Consider the following 17,582-nt stretch of genomic DNA (forward strand, 5'->3'; position numbering starts at 1 on the left):
AAAAAGGAACAAACAGCCGGAGAGGACCTCTTGGTTCTCTCCTTTTTAAAAGGAGAAATGATAACGCTTACTAGCGTAAGCGGATGAAAGGAAATAGGAGAAATATGGACAAACACTTTTTTGAGAAACGCTGTCATTATAGTATCCGCAAATTTGCAATTGGTGCAGCCTCAGTTATGATTGGTGCTAGTATCTTTGGAGCCAATATGGTTCAGGCAGCAGAAACAGCAGCGCCTTCAGAGAAAGAGGGAAGTATCACTCATGTTCAAGCTCTGGATAAGTTACCAGATGATTTAGCCGCTGCGCTTGAAAAGGCGGATGCAGAAGCTGCAACAGAAGCAAGTCATGAAGAAATTCCAGCGACAGATGAGGGAACCAATCCTGCAGCAAGTGAAGAGGCAAAACCAGAGACAAGTCCTGCAAGTCCCAAGCCAGCAGAAACGCCCAAACCGGTTGAAACACCAAAGGCGGATAATCAACCTGCAGAAACCCCTACACCAGCAGTAAAACCAGCTGAAAAAACAATCGAAGATAGAGAAGATGTCAACCATCTCGAAGGTGCTACTGCTCAGGCGAGCAACCATGAGACTGGTACCAACTTTACTGCGGATAAGGCTATTGATGGCGATGACAATACTCGTTGGGCAACAGATAGAGATGTACCAAAACCAACCTTCGAATTAACTCTTCCAAAAACTACTCTCATCAAGCATGTAGAAATTGACTGGGATCGTCGTCTTCGTAATGGGCAAAATGACCCAAATATCAAATCTTGGAGTCTCTACTACGCAGGTCAAGAAGACGTGGGCGCTAATGGAGAAAAACAATGGAAACTCGCTCATACCAAAACTGGAGATCCTGTTTTAGATGAGAAAGTAGATCTAGCTGAAAGTATCAAAGCTAAGTACCTCAAACTTGAGATCAATGATTACCAAGCGGGAACAATGAACTGGAGAAATGTTGGAATCCAAGAAATTCGAGCTTATTCTAACGTTCCGGACCATAGTAAGGTAACGGATATCCGCCAAGTAACCGAACTAACAGTAGCAGAAGATGGACAGTCTCTTGTCTTACCAACTTTACCAGGGAAAGTTAGCCTTATCGGAAGCAACAAGCAAGGTGTGATTGACCTTCAAAATCACATCTATAAGCCTTTGACAGACCAACGCGTCAAGGTCATGGTGCAACAAATCAGTGACAGCCATACTTTCACTAAGGAATTTGAAGTAGTCATCAAGGGCCTACATCAGGACGAAGGTGTGGGTGTGAAACCAAAAGTAGCACCAGCTGTTCAACAATGGTATGGGAAAGAAGGCCAATCTTCTATCACTTCAGATACAGTCCTTGCGACAGGAGATTCAGGCTTTGTTCAGGCTGCAACCTTCTACCAGTCAGACCTTGCCAGCCGTGGATTGGAACTGGCGACAGGTGACAAGCAAGCTCAAAAACGAATCGAATTTAAAAAGGTTGAAAACAAAGGTTATGGCAAGGAAGGCTATGGCATCACTATCCAAGGTGACGTGATTACCATTGAAGCTGCCACAAACACAGGAGCCTTCTACGCCACTCGGACTCTTCTTCAAATGGGAGAAACAGACCTACAAAATGGTGAAATTCGTGATTTCCCAAGTTTCAGCCACCGTGGCTTTATGTTGGATACAGGTCGTAAATTTATCCCTTATGACACTCTTGTAGACATCATGCTCAACATGGCTTACTACAAGATGAACGACTTGCAGTTGCATCTCAACGATAACTATATCTTCCTAAAGGAACACTTGGCAGGTAAGAGCTTAACACCAGAAGAGCAACTCAAGTATGTCCTTGAACATGCCAAGACTGGTTTCCGTGTGGAGACAGACATTGTCGGTAAGAATGGTCAAAAATTGACATCAGGCGAGCATTATACCAAGGAAGAAATGCAAAATCTGATTAAACTTGCCAAGGCCTTGCATATCAACCTAGTGCCAGAAATTGACACACCGGGGCACGCATTATCCTTTGTCAAGGTGCGTCCAGACCTCATGTATCAAGGTAGTCTGAGAGATTATGCAGGCAAGCACAATGTTGAGCGTGTAGCTATGCTGGACCTAGATAAAAAATACGATGAAACGCTAGCTTTTGTCAAATCAGTTTATGACAAACTCCTCGATGGTCCAGATGCACCACTTCATGGCGTATCTACTGTTCATATCGGAACGGATGAATACTATGGCAGTAGAGAAAGCTATCGCCGCTATGTCAATGACCTTATCAAATACATTAAAGGAAAGGGCTATACCCCTCGTATCTGGGGATCGCTCAGTGCGAAACGAGGGAACACACCTGTTGATTGGAACGGAGTAGAAGTTGATATCTGGAGCATCGGATGGCAACGACCAAATGAAGCCATTGCACAGGGAGCTAAGATTATCAACATCACAGATGTGCCGACATATAGTGTCCCAAGTGGAAGCAATAGTCAAGCAGCCTATGGGGACTATGCTAACTATGAGCGTCAATACAATAGCTGGACACCAAACGACTTCCGAACAGGTGGAGGTCCGCTTCTAGAATCGTCTCATCCAAGTATTATCGGAGGAGGTCATGCGGTTTGGAACGACAATATCGACCTTCATGAGACAGGTTTGACCTCTTATGACATCTTCAAACGCTTCTTCAGGAGCATGCAAACTACTGCGGAGCGCACTTGGGGATCTGACCGTGCAGCTGCGACCTTTGCAGAACGCACCCTACCAACGAGCCCTTATGCGCCACAGTCAAATCCTGATAAAGAGATTGATCAAAGCGACTTGTTTACCATCAATCCTGAAACAGTCAAGAACTATGCAAGTAAGAAAGTGAAGGCAAGCGAACAGGGATTGGCTTTTGAGAAAGACAGCAGTATCGAAGGCTTGGCTGGTGATGTTGGTCCAAGTCACGTCTTGAAGTTTGATGTAACTGTCACTGGAGATGGTGAACAAATCTTCTCAACAAGTGGGGATAATCGTATCTATCTAGCTGATAAAGATGGTTACCTTGCTTATCAATTTGAACAGTTCCATATCCAATTCAATAAAAAACTTGAAAAGAACAAACGTTATCAAATCTCTATTGTTACAAAACCACAGTCAACTGAAGTCTATGTGGATGGTGAAAAGATTGAGCGTATTGCAAATCCAGCTCACCCTCGCTTTGCACACAATAGCTTGGTACTACCGCTTGAAAGCATCGGTGGTTTCAAAGGAATCTTGCATAGTGCAGAATTGTCAGACAAACCATTTGTAAATCCTCGTTTGATTTCAAATGATAAGATTACAGCAACCGCAAGCAGTCAGCAACTTCCAGGAAACGCGACTGAAGGCGCTGTTGAAAAGGCCTTTGACAATGATCCAAATACCTTCTGGCATACTAAATGGACTGGTGACACTGCGCCATACACCCTTACTATGACCTTGAAAGAAGCTGAAAAAGTCAATGGCTTGACGTATCTCCCACGTCCAGGTGGTGGAAATGGTGTCGTTACCCGCTACGAAATCTACGCACAAAAAGATGGCCAAATGGTCAAGGTTTCAGAAGGAAACTGGGACAACAATGCCCAAGAAAAAACAGTCAACTTTGCGGCGGTGCATACCAACAAGATTGAGTTGAAAGTATTGGAAGGCGTTGGTGGTTTTGCAAGTGCAGCCGAAGTTCATCTATTGAAACCTGTCAAAGAAGAGCAAGAAACGCCTACACCAAGTCAACCAGAAAAACCAACTACACCTGAAAAACCAAAAGTAGACCAAACCGGTGATGGAACAGTTGAATTGGCAGATCAATTCACTGCAAGTAAACCAGCTAGTGAAGACAGCATTGTGGCTGCCAGCAAGAGCGCAGACTATCTCAAGAAAGAGTACAAGGTCTTCCCAACGCCACAAAAAGTAACCTATGGCGAAGGTGTTACAGCCCTTCGCAAGCAAGTCAATCTGGTTATGGGCGATCAACTCGATATCTATACTCGCAATCGCTTGAAGAGTGTCTTGCAGGATAATCAAGTATCCTATACAACTGGTAAGGCGGCAATCGCTGGCGCAACCAATATCTATCTTGGAGTGCATGGACAAGGTTCACAAGCAGAACAAAACTTGTCCAATGTTTCAGCAGGCCTCTTTGACAAGATTGACGCCTATGTCTTGAGCATCAAGGATAATTCGATTTCCATCGTCGGAAAAGACACAGATGCGGTCTTCTATGGTTTGACAACCTTGAAACACATGCTCAAGGAAAGTCAAGTGCCAGTCCTTCGCAATGTGACAGTAGAAGATTACGCAGAGCTCAAGAACCGTGGTTTCATCGAAGGTTACTATGGAAATCCATGGTCGAATGCCGATCGTGCAGAGCTCATGCGTTATGGTGGCGATTTGAAATTGAACCAATACTTCTTTGCACCAAAAGATGATCCATACCACAACAAGAAATGGCGTGAACTCTATCCAGAAGAAAAACTAGCTGAAATCCGTGAACTTGCTCGTGTCGGAAATCAAAGTAAAACTCGCTATGTCTGGACTATCCATCCATTCATGAACAACCGTATCCGTTTTGGCAATGAAGCGCATTACCAAGAAGATTTGGCAACCATCAAGGCCAAATTTACCCAGTTGATGAAAGTGGGTGTCCGCGAATTTGGTATCCTTGCAGATGATGCTCCAAGTCCAGTCGGAGGCTACAATAGCTACAACCGCTTGATGCAAGATATGACTAAGTGGTTGACTGAAATGCAGGGAACTTACAGCGGTCTTCGCAAAGAAATGATCTTTGTTCCTGGCCAGTATTGGGGTAATGGACGTGAGGATGAGTTGAAATCCCTCAATGAAAATCTCCCAAGTTCAACATCCATGACCTTGACGGGTGGTAAGATTTGGGGTGAAGTCTCTGAAAGCTTCCTTTCGACTCTCAAGAACAATCTATCCGCAGGAGGCAAGACCTATCGCCCAGTTTCACTTTGGATTAACTGGCCTGTAACAGATAACTCTAAGCAACACTTGATTCTAGGTGGTGGTGAGAAATTCCTTCATCCAAATGTGGATCCAAGCTTGCTGTCTGGTATCATGTTGAACCCAATGCAACAGTCTGAACCATCTAAGATTGCCCTCTTTTCAGGAGCTCAATACTCATGGAAACAGTGGAAATCAGAAGAAGAAGCTAAGAAAATCAATGACATTGCCTTCAACTTTGTAGAAAATGGTCATTTTGAAGATAGCAAGGTATCAGCAGCCTTCCGCGAACTTGGTAAGCACATGATCAACCAAAACATGGATAATCGTGTTGTCAAACTAGAAGAATCTGTAGACTTGGCTCCGAAATTAACAGACTTCATGACCAAGCTCAAAGCAGGTCAGGATGTGACTGCAGAACGTGCAGCCTTGCGTGCAGAATTTGCCAAGATTAAAGAAGCAGCCGAACTCTATAAAGCATCAGGCGATAAAAAAATGGTTGCCCAAATCCACTATTGGTTGGATAATGCAATCGACCAAATGAATGCTCTCGATGCCTTCCTTACAGGAACTGAAGCCATGGCTACAAACGATGCAGCCAAACTTTGGGATAGCTACTATAAAGGTTTGAAATTGTACGAACAGTCTCAAACTCACACCTTCCATTATGTAGACCATATGGAAAAGGCTGAATTGGGTGTTCAACATATTCGTCCATTTATCCTATCCTTGAAAGAAGTTCTAGCGTCTGAAGTTCAAAAAGTCTTGCATCCAGACCAAATCATCAGCACCTTTATCACCAATCGAACAGGTGTAGAAGGTGGTTTGGCAGAAGTAACGGATGGCGATTTGGCAACTCATGCGATTATTAAATCACCAAACAGCATCAAGACAGGTGATTATATTGGTATGAAGTTTAACAAGCCAGTAGCTATTCAAACCTTGACCTTTGCTATGGGAACGCAGGCAAATCCAAATGATACTTTTAGTAAGGCAGAAGTGCAGTATCTAGATGAAAATGACAACTGGGTAACCTTGAAAGAGCCAAGCTATGTCGGAAATGAATCCCTGCTTAAGTTTGAGAATCTCACTATCAAGGCCAAGGCAGTTCGCATGATTGCGACAGCAGATCGTGAAAATACCTGGTTTGCAGTTCAGGAAATTGCAGTCAACCGGCCAGTTGAAAAAGCTCGTAGCCAACAAGCAACGACAGTTAGTCTTAGCTCAAACTTAGTTTACAAACTAAATACCTCAGCCCGTCAAATCACTGATGGCAAGGACAATACAGAAGCCATGATGGCAAACGCTAACGGTAGCAATACCACTCCAGTAGATGCCTGGGCACAGCTTGACCTAGGTGAAGTCAAGTCAGTCACTAAAGTTCGCCTTCGCCAAGGAACGGGTGATAAACTTGTCGCAGGTGTACTTGAGTACTCTACAGATGGAACTGCATGGCAAGAGTTGGATCGCCTATCAGGAGAACAAACCAAGGAAGTGACCAGAGCGATCAATGCTCGTTATATCCGAGTACGCAATACCAAGACCCTTGACCTCTGGTGGCGTATCCAAGACTTCTCTGTTGAGACACGCTCTGGAAACAGTGAGTTAACGGACACCAACGTCGATGCCTTGAAGGAAACGCCGGTAGTGGATAGTTTGGGACGTTACGAGCTTCAAATTCCAGCTGGAACCAAACTTCCTGCAAATAGCTATCTAGGTATGAAACTTGACCGTATCCATCAGATCAAGAGCATCCAGCTCAAAGGTCAGGCCAACCCTGCTCTTACTCTAGAGTACTCTGCAAATGCGCAAGAGTGGACGCCAGCTAGCCAGTTGACAGACAGATCTGTAGTGAGCCACTTGGTACGTTATGTGCGTCTGGTCAATAAAACAGATCAGGAACAAGCTGTGACAGCCACTTCTCTCCTTGTGACGACCAAAGAAGTACAACCAACCAAACTAGAATCTACAACTATGGGCATTCATCCAACATACGGAAGCAATGATGTTCGTAAACTGAACAACCTAGATCAACTATTTGATGGTGTTTATAACAACTTCGTTGAGTTTTCAGACTATGCCCATAAAGATGGCCACGTAACCTTGAAACTTGGTAGCGAACGTACCATCAAGAAGATTAGAGCCTACATCCAAGACGGAACTCAAAACTACCTTCGTGATGGTAAGATCCAAGTCAGTCAAGACGGTAAAACTTGGACAGATGTCGTGACAGTGGGAGATGGTGTGGCCAATAGCACACACGATGATTCACTGACAGATGGTTGGACACATGATTCTAAGATGCCAGGAAATCGCTACATCGAGGGTGAATTGACGACACCAGTTAAAGCTAACTATCTCCGTGTCCTCTATACAGCAGACTATGATGCCCGTTTTGTAGGATTTACAGAATTGGTCATCAACGATGGTGAATTTGTCAAACCAATCAATGATCCAACAGTAGAAGGAAGTAGTGGAGAAAGCCAGGGCAACCTTTATAATAATCTTGTAGATGGCAAAGTCTTGACCAGCTACAAGTCTGAAAAAGACAAGGGCGAATTGGTGTATCACTTATCTGAGCCAACCAATGCCAACCACCTTCGTCTCGTTTCCAGTCTTCCTGAAGGAGCTAAGGCACGTGTTCTTGCTAGAACACTCAAGGATGGTCAAGACAGTTGGACAGACCTCGGTGCCATTACATCTAGTCTCCAAACCTTCGCTATCCGAAATGGTGGCTCTCTTCTAGATGTCAAATTAGCCTGGGAAGGTGGCAAGGCTGAGTTTTATGAATTGGCAAGCTTCCATCAAGAATTAACAGAAGAAGCTGTTCAATCAAGCAAGGGTGAAGAACCAGCACCCGTTCTTGAGGTTCCTGAATTCACGGGTGGTGTCAATGCAGTTGAAGCCCTAGTACATGAACTTCCAGAGTACACAGGCCCAGTAGCGACAGTAGGTGACCAAGCTGCTCCAACAGTAGAGAAACCTGAGTTCAAGGGTGGTGTCAATGCAGTGATGGCTCTAGTGCATGAATTGCCAGAATACACAGGTCCAATCTCAACAGTAGGTGATCAAGCTGCTCCAACAGTTGAGAAGCCTGAATTCCAGGGCGGTGTCAATGCAGTTGAAGCCTTGGTACATGAGGTACCAGAGTACACAGGTCCAATCTCAACAGTAGGTGACCAAGCCGCTCCAACAGTAGAGAAACCTGAGTTTAAACTTAGCTCTTTAGCTTCCGATCAAGGTAAGATGCCAGATTATAAGCAAGAAAGTGCTAGAACAGAAACAGCTGAACAAAGCTTGCCAGCAACTGGAGAGAGTCAATCTGACACAGCCCTCTTCCTAGCAGGTGTTAGCCTAGCCCTATCTGCTCTCTTTGTAGCAAAAACAAAGAAAGACTAGTATTTAGTAAAACCTCTTAACAAGATTACGAACTCAGTTTCTTATCTTTTCCGATGAGGCTTATAGTACGTAGAAAGCCTGAGAAGATTTCTTCTCAGGCTTTTGCTAAGCACATAAATACGATACTGCTATGAAAAAATCACCCAGAGTATTCTGGGTGATAAATGTTATGGTTGTGCTGGTTGCGGATTCTGGTTTTGTTGGCCAGGGATTGTATTTGATTGTTGCGTATTATTGTTAGGATTGGTAGTCGTACTATTATTTGTGCTTGGAGTAGTTGTGCTAGACTGTGAAGTTGAGCTTTCTGATGATGAGCTTGAACTCTCAGTTGATGGGGCTTGCTGTGGAGCAGGTGTAGTCCATGTAGAACGAGCACCATTTTTAAATACGAATTCTCCACTTCTGTAGAGACCCTCAGGCATAGTCCAGTCACCAGGATGATCATCTTCAGATAGATAAGTCATCATCGAACGGTAAACCTTAGCAGCAACATAGAAGCCATCACCAACGATAGGAGTAAGGCGGTTCGAGTAACCAGTCCAAACGGCCATTGAATATTTACGAGTATAGCCAACGAACATTTCGTCCGGAGCTACATAACCCGTATTTTTAATGTAGTTTTCAATCTCATCATCTGTATAGTTTGACGTACCAGTTTTACCAGCTTGTGGTAGCCAAGGGAGGTAGGCTCCTCGACCAGTTCCGTATGCCAAAACGGTTTTCATCATATCTGTCATCATATAGGCTGTCGTTTCTTTCATAGCACGTGTACCAGAATCAGAGAATTCTTTTGAACTGCCATCACTAAAGACAATCTTATTGATATACATAGGTTTGCGGTAGATACCGCCATTGGCAAAAGCAGCATAAGCCGCAGCCATCTTCTCGCTGCTTGCTCCATACTTTTTGTCAGATTCGGTTGTATTACTTGAAATAGCATTAGCATAGTGTATGCTTGGGTAGTCAATACCTAGTCCATTTAGGAAGTTCTTGGCACGATCGAGACCTACTTTCTCTAGCGTTTCTACAGCCGGTACATTCCGTGATTGCTGGAGAGCATACTGGAGTGTTATGTTTCCAAAGTAACTCTTATCCCAGTTATAGACAGGGGTAGAGGTTCCGGGGTAATTATAAGGACTATCGTGGACAATCGAAGCAGTTGAATCATAAACGCCGTATTCCAAAGCAGGAGCATAGTCTGTAATAGGCTTCATGGTAGAACCCCAGTCACGGTTAGTTTCTACAGCCTGGTTTATTCCAAAGGAAACGTTACTTGATTGGTGGCGAGCACCTAATTGGGCAATGACTTTCCCGTTTGTGACATCAACGATAGTGGAGGCTACCTGTAACTCATCATCTGGATAGTTGACATACTCGTCCGTATTGTAAATATCCCAGAGACGTTGTTGGACCTTAGAATCAACGTTTGTGTAGACTTCCATACCCGTAGTTAAAAGGTTGTAACCTGTTTCCTGTTCAACTTGGTCAATCACCTCTTTGAGGTAATTATCCATGTATGGAGGATAACTGTTAGCTGATTTTAGGCTTTGAAGTCCATCTGTAATCGGAGTATTAATCGCTTTTTCGTATTGTTCGGCTGTAATGTAACCTTGCCCTTTCATCTCAGAGAGGACGAGATTACGCCGTTCTTGGGCGGCTTCCGGATGCGAGTATGGATCATACTGGTTTGGAGCCTGAGGCATTCCGGCAAGGAGGGCCAATTGAGGGATGCTCAAATCTTTGAGGTCTTTGCCATAGTAACTTTGAGCAGCCGTCTGCATTCCGTAGTTCCCGTTTGACATGTAAACCTTGTTGATGTAGTAGGTCAAGATCTCTTGTTTAGTCGCCTTTTGTTCTAGTTGGACGGCGAGCCATGCTTCCTGAGCCTTACGAGAAAGGGTTTGGTCAGAAGTTGACGTAGAGAAATAGGTTAACTTGATCAACTGCTGCGTCAAAGTTGAAGCTCCTTGAAGGCCTCCGCCACCACGAAGATTTCGTAGGGTAGCACCTAGGATACGGATAGTATCGATTCCTCGGTGATTAAAGAAGCGATGGTCTTCAATCGAAACAATAGCGTTGACCAAATCGGTCGGTATTTCGTTTGCTTGCGCATTGACCCGACGTTCTGAACCAAGATCAGCGATGAGTTCATCGTTATTGTCATAAATTTTACTAGACGTTGTAGCGACTAGTTTACTTTCAGATAGGGCTGGAGTCTTGCTAACATAGTAGAGAAAGAGACCTCCGCCCAGCATAATAGCTGCGATAAATACAGTTAAGAAGCAGATACTGATATATTTAGCTATTCGCAGGATAGTTTGTTTGTTCATCTTGTTTTACCACCTAGTAAATGTTCTTTGATAATATCGAGATAGGGAATCTGGGGAAAGGCACCCAGCTCAATCCTATATCCATTTTCTCGAATATATCCAAGTGGCATTGACTTTTGTCCCTTATCTTGATGATAGAAACGAATCAGGTCAACAGCCGGCAATAAATAAGTTTCTTGCTGAGAAGCAAAGTGAAGAAGGACAAAGCAGATTCCTCGCTGGGCAAGGACCTGTTCCATATGCTGAATCTGATGGTGATGGAAATTCTTCATCGGAATCGCATGTTTTTGCCTAGTTTCCTTTGCTTCAAAGTCGATGTAATATCCATTATAAACCCCTGAATAGTCTGTGGTTGAGGCTTGTCTAAAGTAGGCTTCAACGATCTTGGCTCGACTTCGTTGGGGATAGTCAACACGTACGATTTGGATGGGAGTTGGTTTCTTGTGAATCACTGCCATCCCATGCGACAAGTAATAATCGTTCGTAGCGTTGATCATCTTTTCAAAAGACATTCCCCGATTTGCGAAATTTTTAGTTTGTGACGGGGGAGCTTGTCTCTTCTGTGATGAAATTTTATGTGGATAGTTGACCATAATTCTCCTTATTGGTACAATAACATCACTCTATTATATCATAAATTTACAAAGAAAGGGTTAAAAATGACAACAGCCTTGATTTCAGGTTATTCTGCCTTCGACCTTGGTCTCTTTAATGACAAGGATATTCGCGTTGATATTATCAAAACAGCTATTCGGAGAGACCTGGAGCGTCTAGCGGAGGAAGGGGTGACCTGGCTTGTCTTTACTGGGGCTCTGGGCTTTGAGTACTGGGTGCTTCAGGTGGCAAAAGACATGAAAATAGACTATGGATTTCAGCTGGCGACCATTTTTGATTTTGAAACCCATGGCAGTAACTGGAATGAAGCCAATCAAGTGAAGTTGAGCGAATTCAAGCAAGTTGATTTTGTCAAATATGCCTATCCACAGTATGAACACAAGGGACAACTACGTGATTATCAGAAATTCTTACTGGAGAACACAGATATTTGCTATCTTTTTTATGATGAAGAAAAGGAAACCAAGTTACAATATTTTTACCAAATGATGAAAAATCAAGCGGACTATGTTACAAGGCAATTAACATTTGATGAGTTAAATGAACTAGCAGAAAATTTTTCTGAAAAGTAACCCTTTGACCTTGATTTTTACTTGTCTTTTTTTATATAATAATACTAGTAACCCAGAATGGAGAGAGACATGGCAAGTATTATATTTTCAGCAAAAGATATTTTTGAACAAGAGTTTGGACGCGAAGTACGTGGATATAGCAGAGCAGAGGTGGATGAATTCCTCGATGATGTGATTAAGGATTATGAAACTTACGCAGCTTTGGTTAAATCCCTTCGCCAAGAAATTGCTGATTTGAAGGAGGAGTTGTCTCGTAAACCACAGGCGGCTCCAACTCAACCAGACTCTATTGAAGTAACAGCTTCTACTTCAATGACAAACTTTGATATTTTGAAACGCTTAAATCGTCTCGAAAAAGAAGTATTTGGTAAGCAAATCTTAGACAACCAAGATTGATAATTGGCTAAGGGATGAGTGCAATTTTTGGATAATCGCGTGAAGAGGTTCTCTTTTCATGAGGAAAGTCCATGCTAGCACAGGCTGTGATGCCTGTAGTGTTTGTGCTAGGCGAATCCATAAGCCTAGGGACGAGTGATTGTTACGGCAGTCGAAATGGCTAAGTCTTCGGATAGGTCAGAATAGGCTTGAAAGTGCCACAGTGACGGAGTCTTTCTGGAAACAGAGAGAGTGGAACGCGGTAAACCCCTCAAGCTAGCAACCCAAATTTTGGTCGGGGCATGGAGTGCACGGAAACGAACGTAGTACTCTGACGGCTAGCAGCTTCATGCTGTTAGCGGTAGACAGATGATTATCGAAGGAAGTGGTCCTAGTCACTTCTGGAACAAAACATGGCTTATAGAAAATTGCATATAGGTTGGGGCTGAGAATCTTTCTCAACCTCATTTTTTAAAGTGAACAAGAGAAAGGTCTTGCAAGACTAGAAATGAAAGAACAATTTAATTTAATCGCAACTGCTGCGGCGGGTCTCGAGGCTGTCGTTGGACGTGAGGTGCGAGACCTTGGTTATGATTGCCAGGTTGAAAATGGGCGTGTCCGCTTCCAAGGAGATGTGAAGGCAATCATTGAGACCAATCTTTGGCTTCGGGCAGCGGATCGCATCAAGATTGTGGTCGGAAGTTTTCCAGCTAAGACCTTTGAAGAGCTTTTTCAAGGTGTTTTTGCTCTAGATTGGGAAAACTATCTCCCGCTAGGAGCACGTTTCCCGATATCAAAGGCCAAATGTGTTAAGTCTAAACTTCATAACGAGCACAGTGTTCAGGCTATTTCTAAAAAAGCTGTTGTGAAGAAATTACAAAAACACTATGCCCGCCCAGAAGGAGTTCCCTTGATGGAAACTGGTCCTGAGTTTAAGATCGAGGTGTCCATTCTTAAGGATGTGGCAACTGTTATGATTGACACGACAGGTTCTAGCCTCTTTAAACGTGGATATCGTACGGAAAAAGGTGGAGCTCCTATCAAGGAAAATATGGCAGCGGCCATTTTGCAACTTTCCAACTGGTATCCAGACAAGCCCTTGATTGATCCAACCTGTGGTTCAGGAACTTTCTGTATCGAGGCGGCTATGATTGCTAGAAAGATGGCGCCGGGTCTTCGCCGTTCCTTTGCTTTTGAGGAATGGAACTGGGTTAGCGATCGGTTAATCCAAGAGGTCCGTACTGATGCTGCTAAGAAAATCAATCGTGAACTTGAGCTGGACATTATGGGCTGTGATATAGATGCTCGCATGGTGGAAATTGCCAAGGCAAATGCCCAAGCAGCAGGTGTTGCAGGAGATATCACCTTTAAACAAATGCGGGTACAGGACTTGCGCACAGACAAGATCAATGGCGTTATCATTTCCAATCCACCATATGGGGAGCGCTTGTCCGATGATGCAGGAGTTACGAAACTTTATGCTGAGATGGGACAGGTCTTTGCACCACTGAAAACCTGGAGTAAGTTTATCCTGACAAGTGACGAAGCTTTTGAAAGTAAGTACGGAAGTCCAGCAGATAAAAAACGAAAACTCTATAACGGAACCTTAAAAGTGGATTTGTATCAATACTTTGGTCAGCGTGTGAAACGCCAAGAGGTAAAATAGAAAGGTAAACTCATGAGCAAGAAAAGACATGATCGTCATAAAAAAGAACAGCAAGAGCCACAATTCGACTTTGACGAAGCAAAAGATTTGACTGTTGGTCAAGCAATTCGTAAGAATGAGGAGGTTGAGGCTGGAGTATTGCCTGAAGACAATATCTTGGACAAATACATCAAACAGCACCGCGAAGAGATCGAGGCAGATAAGTTCGAAACTCGTCAGTTTGAAAAAGAAGAATTGGCTTCTACTCGAAACTTAGAGGAATTGATCCAAGAAGTTCGTGAAACAAGTGAACTTTCTGGAGAGGTAGAAGGTTCAGATGTGGTTTCCGAGGGATCTATTGAAGAGATAGACAATGAAGAAACTACTCAGTTTGTTCCTCCACTTCAAGATGAAGAAAGTACTGAAATAGAGCCTATCGTTTTAACAGAAACAGCATCCAAGGAAATGAATGAGGAAAATGAGGAACAAGAAGAAACCTATACTTCCCTATCACGATCAGTACAGACGGAACCTGAAACAGGCTCTAAAAAGAAACGTCTGATTACTATCGTTTCTGTGGTAGCTGCGATTCTTGTTCTTGCTGGGACGTATTATGTCTACCGTCAGGTATCTCGTTCAAACCAAGAAATTCAGTCTTCTCAATCATCTTCAGGAAATCAAGAATCGCAAACCGACTTGCAAGAGTTCAATACGCTTTATGATGCCTTCTATACGGATGCCAATAAGACTGCTTTAAAAAATAGCCAGTTCGATAAGTTGAACCAGCTAAAAACCTTGCTAGATAAGTTAGAAGGTAGCCGTGATTATACACTAGCTAAGTCAAAATACGATAGCCTAGCAACTCAAATCAAGGCCATTCAAGATGTCAATGCCCTCTTTGAAAGTCCAGCTATTACTGATGGTGTCTTGGATACCAATGCTAAAGCCAAGGCGGATGCTAAGTTCACGGAAGTTAAAACTGGAAATACAGAGCTTGATAAACTGTTAGATCAGGCGATTAGTCTTGGTACGAGTCAACAAACCAGTGCTTCCAGCTCAAGTTCTAGTACGAGTCAAGCAAGCTCAAGTTCAGCTATAGAAAGCAATGCAAGCAGTACGACGCCTTCAACAAGTACCACAGCACCGGCTAGAGATACAAATGGTGGTTTGTCTGGCGATGGGGTTAATCTTCAAAGAAGTGCTAGTCGTGTACCCTACAACCAATCAGCTGTAGACGATAGCAATAACCCTGCTTGGACGTTTGCAGATGGTGTATTGGAACAAATCCTAGCAACCTCACGTGCTCGTGGCTATATAACTGGCAACCAATACATTCTCGAACGTGTCAATATTGTAAACGGAAACGGCTATTACAACCTTTACAAACCAGATGGAACCTACCTCTTCACCCTCAACTGTAAGACGGGTTACTTTGTAGGGAATGGTTCTGGTCATGCAGATGACTTGGACTATTAGGAGTCCGTTACAAAATTCTTTCCTTTCATAGGTAAAAATGATAAAATAAAACAAATTAAATAAGAGGAGTGTCACATGACAAAAGCTAACTTTGGTGTCGTAGGTATGGCCGTAATGGGTCGTAACCTTGCCCTAAATATCGAATCTCGTGGTTACACAGTTGCCATTTACAACCGTAGTAAAGAAAAAACAGAAGACGTAATTGCCTGCCATCCTGAAAAGAACTTTGTGCCAAGCTATGACGTTGAAAGTTTTGTAAACTCAATCGAAAAACCACGTCGTATCATGCTGATGGTTCAAGCTGGGCCTGGCACAGACGCTACTATTCAAGCCCTTCTTCCCCACCTTGACAAGGGTGATATCTTGATTGACGGAGGAAACACTTTCTACAAAGATACCATCCGTCGTAATGAAGAATTGGCAAACTCAGGTATCAACTTTATCGGTACTGGAGTTTCTGGTGGTGAAAAAGGTGCCCTTGAAGGTCCTTCTATCATGCCTGGTGGACAAAAAGAAGCCTACGAATTGGTTGCGGACGTTCTCGAAGAAATCTCAGCTAAAGCACCAGAAGATGGCAAACCATGTGTGACTTACATCGGTCCTGATGGAGCTGGTCACTATGTGAAAATGGTCCACAACGGTATCGAGTATGGTGACATGCAATTGATCGCAGAAAGCTATGACTTGATGCAACACTTGCTTGGCCTTTCTGCAGAAGACATGGCTGAAATCTTTACTGAGTGGAACAAGGGTGAATTGGACAGCTACTTGATCGAAATCACAGCTGATATCTTGAGCCGTAAAGATGATGAAGGTCAAGATGGACCAATCGTAGACTACATCCTGGATGCTGCAGGTAACAAGGGAACTGGTAAATGGACTAGCCAATCAGCACTTGACCTTGGTGTGCCATTATCACTTATCACTGAGTCAGTATTTGCGCGTTACATCTCTACATACAAAGAAGAGCGTGTGCATGCTAGCAAAGTCCTTCCAAAACCAGCTGCTTTCAAATTTGAAGGTGACAAGGCTGAGTTGATCGAAAAGATCCGTCAAGCCCTTTACTTCTCAAAAATCATCTCATACGCACAAGGTTTCGCCCAATTGCGTGTGGCTTCTAAAGAAAATAACTGGAACTTGCCATTTGCGGACATCGCATCTATCTGGCGTGATGGCTGTATCATCCGTTCTCGTTTCTTGCAAAAGATTACAGATGCCTACAACCGCGATGCTGATCTTGCAAACCTTCTCTTGGATGAGTACTTCTTGGATGTTACTGCTAAGTACCAACAAGCAGTGCGTGATATCGTAGCTCTTGCTGTTCAAGCTGGTGTACCAGTGCCAACCTTCTCAGCAGCTATTACTTACTTTGATAGCTATCGTTCAGCAGACCTTCCTGCTAACTTAATCCAAGCACAACGTGACTACTTTGGTGCCCACACTTACCAACGTAAAGACAAAGAAGGAATCTTCCACTACTCTTGGTATGACGAAAAATAAGTAGGTCTGCCATGGGGAAACGGATTTTATTACTTGAGAAAGAACGAAATCTCGCTCATTTTCTCAGTCTGGAACTCCAAAAAGAGCAATACCGTGTTGATCTGGTCGAGGAGGGACAAAAAGCCCTCTCCATGGCTCTCCAGATAGATTATGACTTGATTTTACTGAATGCTCGTCTGGGGGATATGACGGCCCAGGATTTTGCAGAGAGGCTGAGTCGGACAAAACCTGCCTCAGTGATCATGGTCTTGGACCATCGCGAAGAATTGCAAGACCAGATTGAGACAATCCAGCGCTTCGCCGTTTCTTACATCTATAAGCCAGTGATTATTGATCAGCTGGTGGCTCGTATTTCAGCGATTTTCCGAGGTCGGGACTTTATCGACCAACATTGTAGTCAGATGAAGGTCTCAACGTCTTACCGCAATTTGCGTATGGATGTAGAACATCATACCGTTTATCGTGGCGAGGAGATGATTGCTCTGACGCGCCGTGAGTATGACCTTTTGGCCACTCTCATGGGAAGCAAGAAGGTCTTGACTCGTGAGCAGTTGTTGGAAAGTGTTTGGAAGTACGAAAGTGCGACAGAAACCAATATCGTGGATGTTTATATTCGTTATCTACGTAGCAAGCTTGATGTAAAAGGTCAAAAAAGCTACATTAAAACCGTGCGTGGTGTTGGGTACACCATGCAAGAATAGAAAAGCAGTTGCAG

General features: G+C 43.6%; 9 protein-coding genes and 1 other RNA gene. 8 read left to right on the plus strand and 2 right to left on the minus strand.

The genetic code is table 11. The annotated features are described in order from the left end of the window. The first annotated feature begins 104 nt into the window (after positions 1-104). Positions 105-8,354 carry an SIALI-17 repeat-containing surface protein gene (locus D8847_RS01175; RefSeq protein ID WP_125840328.1) on the plus strand — a complete coding sequence of 2,750 codons (8,250 nt, stop codon included), beginning with the start codon at positions 105-107 and terminating at the stop codon, positions 8,352-8,354. Positions 8,355-8,521: 167 nt separating this feature from the next. Here D8847_RS01175 and pbp1a read toward each other — a convergent pair whose 3' ends face one another. Beyond that, positions 8,522-10,684, minus strand: coding sequence for a penicillin-binding protein PBP1A (pbp1a, locus tag D8847_RS01180; protein WP_125840329.1), 2,163 nt, complete (start codon positions 10,682-10,684; stop codon positions 8,522-8,524). Further along, entirely contained in the window at positions 10,681-11,277 is a 597-nt protein-coding gene (gene recU / locus D8847_RS01185) for a Holliday junction resolvase RecU (RefSeq protein ID WP_125840330.1), read from the minus strand. The genes pbp1a and recU overlap by 4 nt, the downstream gene beginning before the upstream one ends. A 66-nt stretch (positions 11,278-11,343) precedes the next feature. Between recU and D8847_RS01190 the strand changes: the two genes are divergently transcribed. The 7 genes from D8847_RS01190 (at position 11,344) to D8847_RS01220 (ending at position 17,568) form a co-directional block, all read left to right on the plus strand. Next, positions 11,344-11,871: an SLOG family protein gene (locus D8847_RS01190; protein WP_125840331.1), complete on the plus strand. Its 528-nt coding sequence runs from the start codon at positions 11,344-11,346 to the stop codon at positions 11,869-11,871. A 69-nt stretch (positions 11,872-11,940) separates the two neighbouring features. Then, positions 11,941-12,267, plus strand: a complete 327-nt coding sequence (gene gpsB / locus D8847_RS01195; protein ID WP_061418633.1) for a cell division regulator GpsB — start codon at positions 11,941-11,943, stop codon at positions 12,265-12,267. 23 nt (positions 12,268-12,290) lie between these two features. Beyond that, positions 12,291-12,672: RNase P RNA component class B (gene rnpB / locus D8847_RS01200), an RNA gene on the plus strand. A gap of 82 nt (positions 12,673-12,754) precedes the next feature. After that, entirely contained in the window at positions 12,755-13,912 is a 1,158-nt protein-coding gene (locus tag D8847_RS01205) for a THUMP domain-containing class I SAM-dependent RNA methyltransferase (RefSeq protein ID WP_125840332.1), read from the plus strand. Between the two features lie 12 nt (positions 13,913-13,924). After that, positions 13,925-15,367, plus strand: a complete 1,443-nt coding sequence (gene mapZ, locus D8847_RS01210; protein WP_125840333.1) for a cell division site-positioning protein MapZ — start codon at positions 13,925-13,927, stop codon at positions 15,365-15,367. A 75-nt stretch (positions 15,368-15,442) separates the two neighbouring features. Then, the gene (gene gndA, locus D8847_RS01215; protein WP_007518502.1) at positions 15,443-16,867 is read left to right on the plus strand and encodes an NADP-dependent phosphogluconate dehydrogenase; all 1,425 of its coding nucleotides are present in this window, start codon (positions 15,443-15,445) and stop codon (positions 16,865-16,867) included. Between the two features lie 11 nt (positions 16,868-16,878). Next, the gene (locus tag D8847_RS01220; RefSeq protein ID WP_125840334.1) at positions 16,879-17,568 is read left to right on the plus strand and encodes a response regulator transcription factor; all 690 of its coding nucleotides are present in this window, start codon (positions 16,879-16,881) and stop codon (positions 17,566-17,568) included. Positions 17,569-17,582: the final 14 nt, after the last annotated feature.

This window comes from Streptococcus mitis (assembly GCF_003942795.1).
In the GTDB taxonomy this organism is placed as follows: Bacteria; Bacillota; Bacilli; order Lactobacillales; family Streptococcaceae; genus Streptococcus; species Streptococcus mitis_BJ.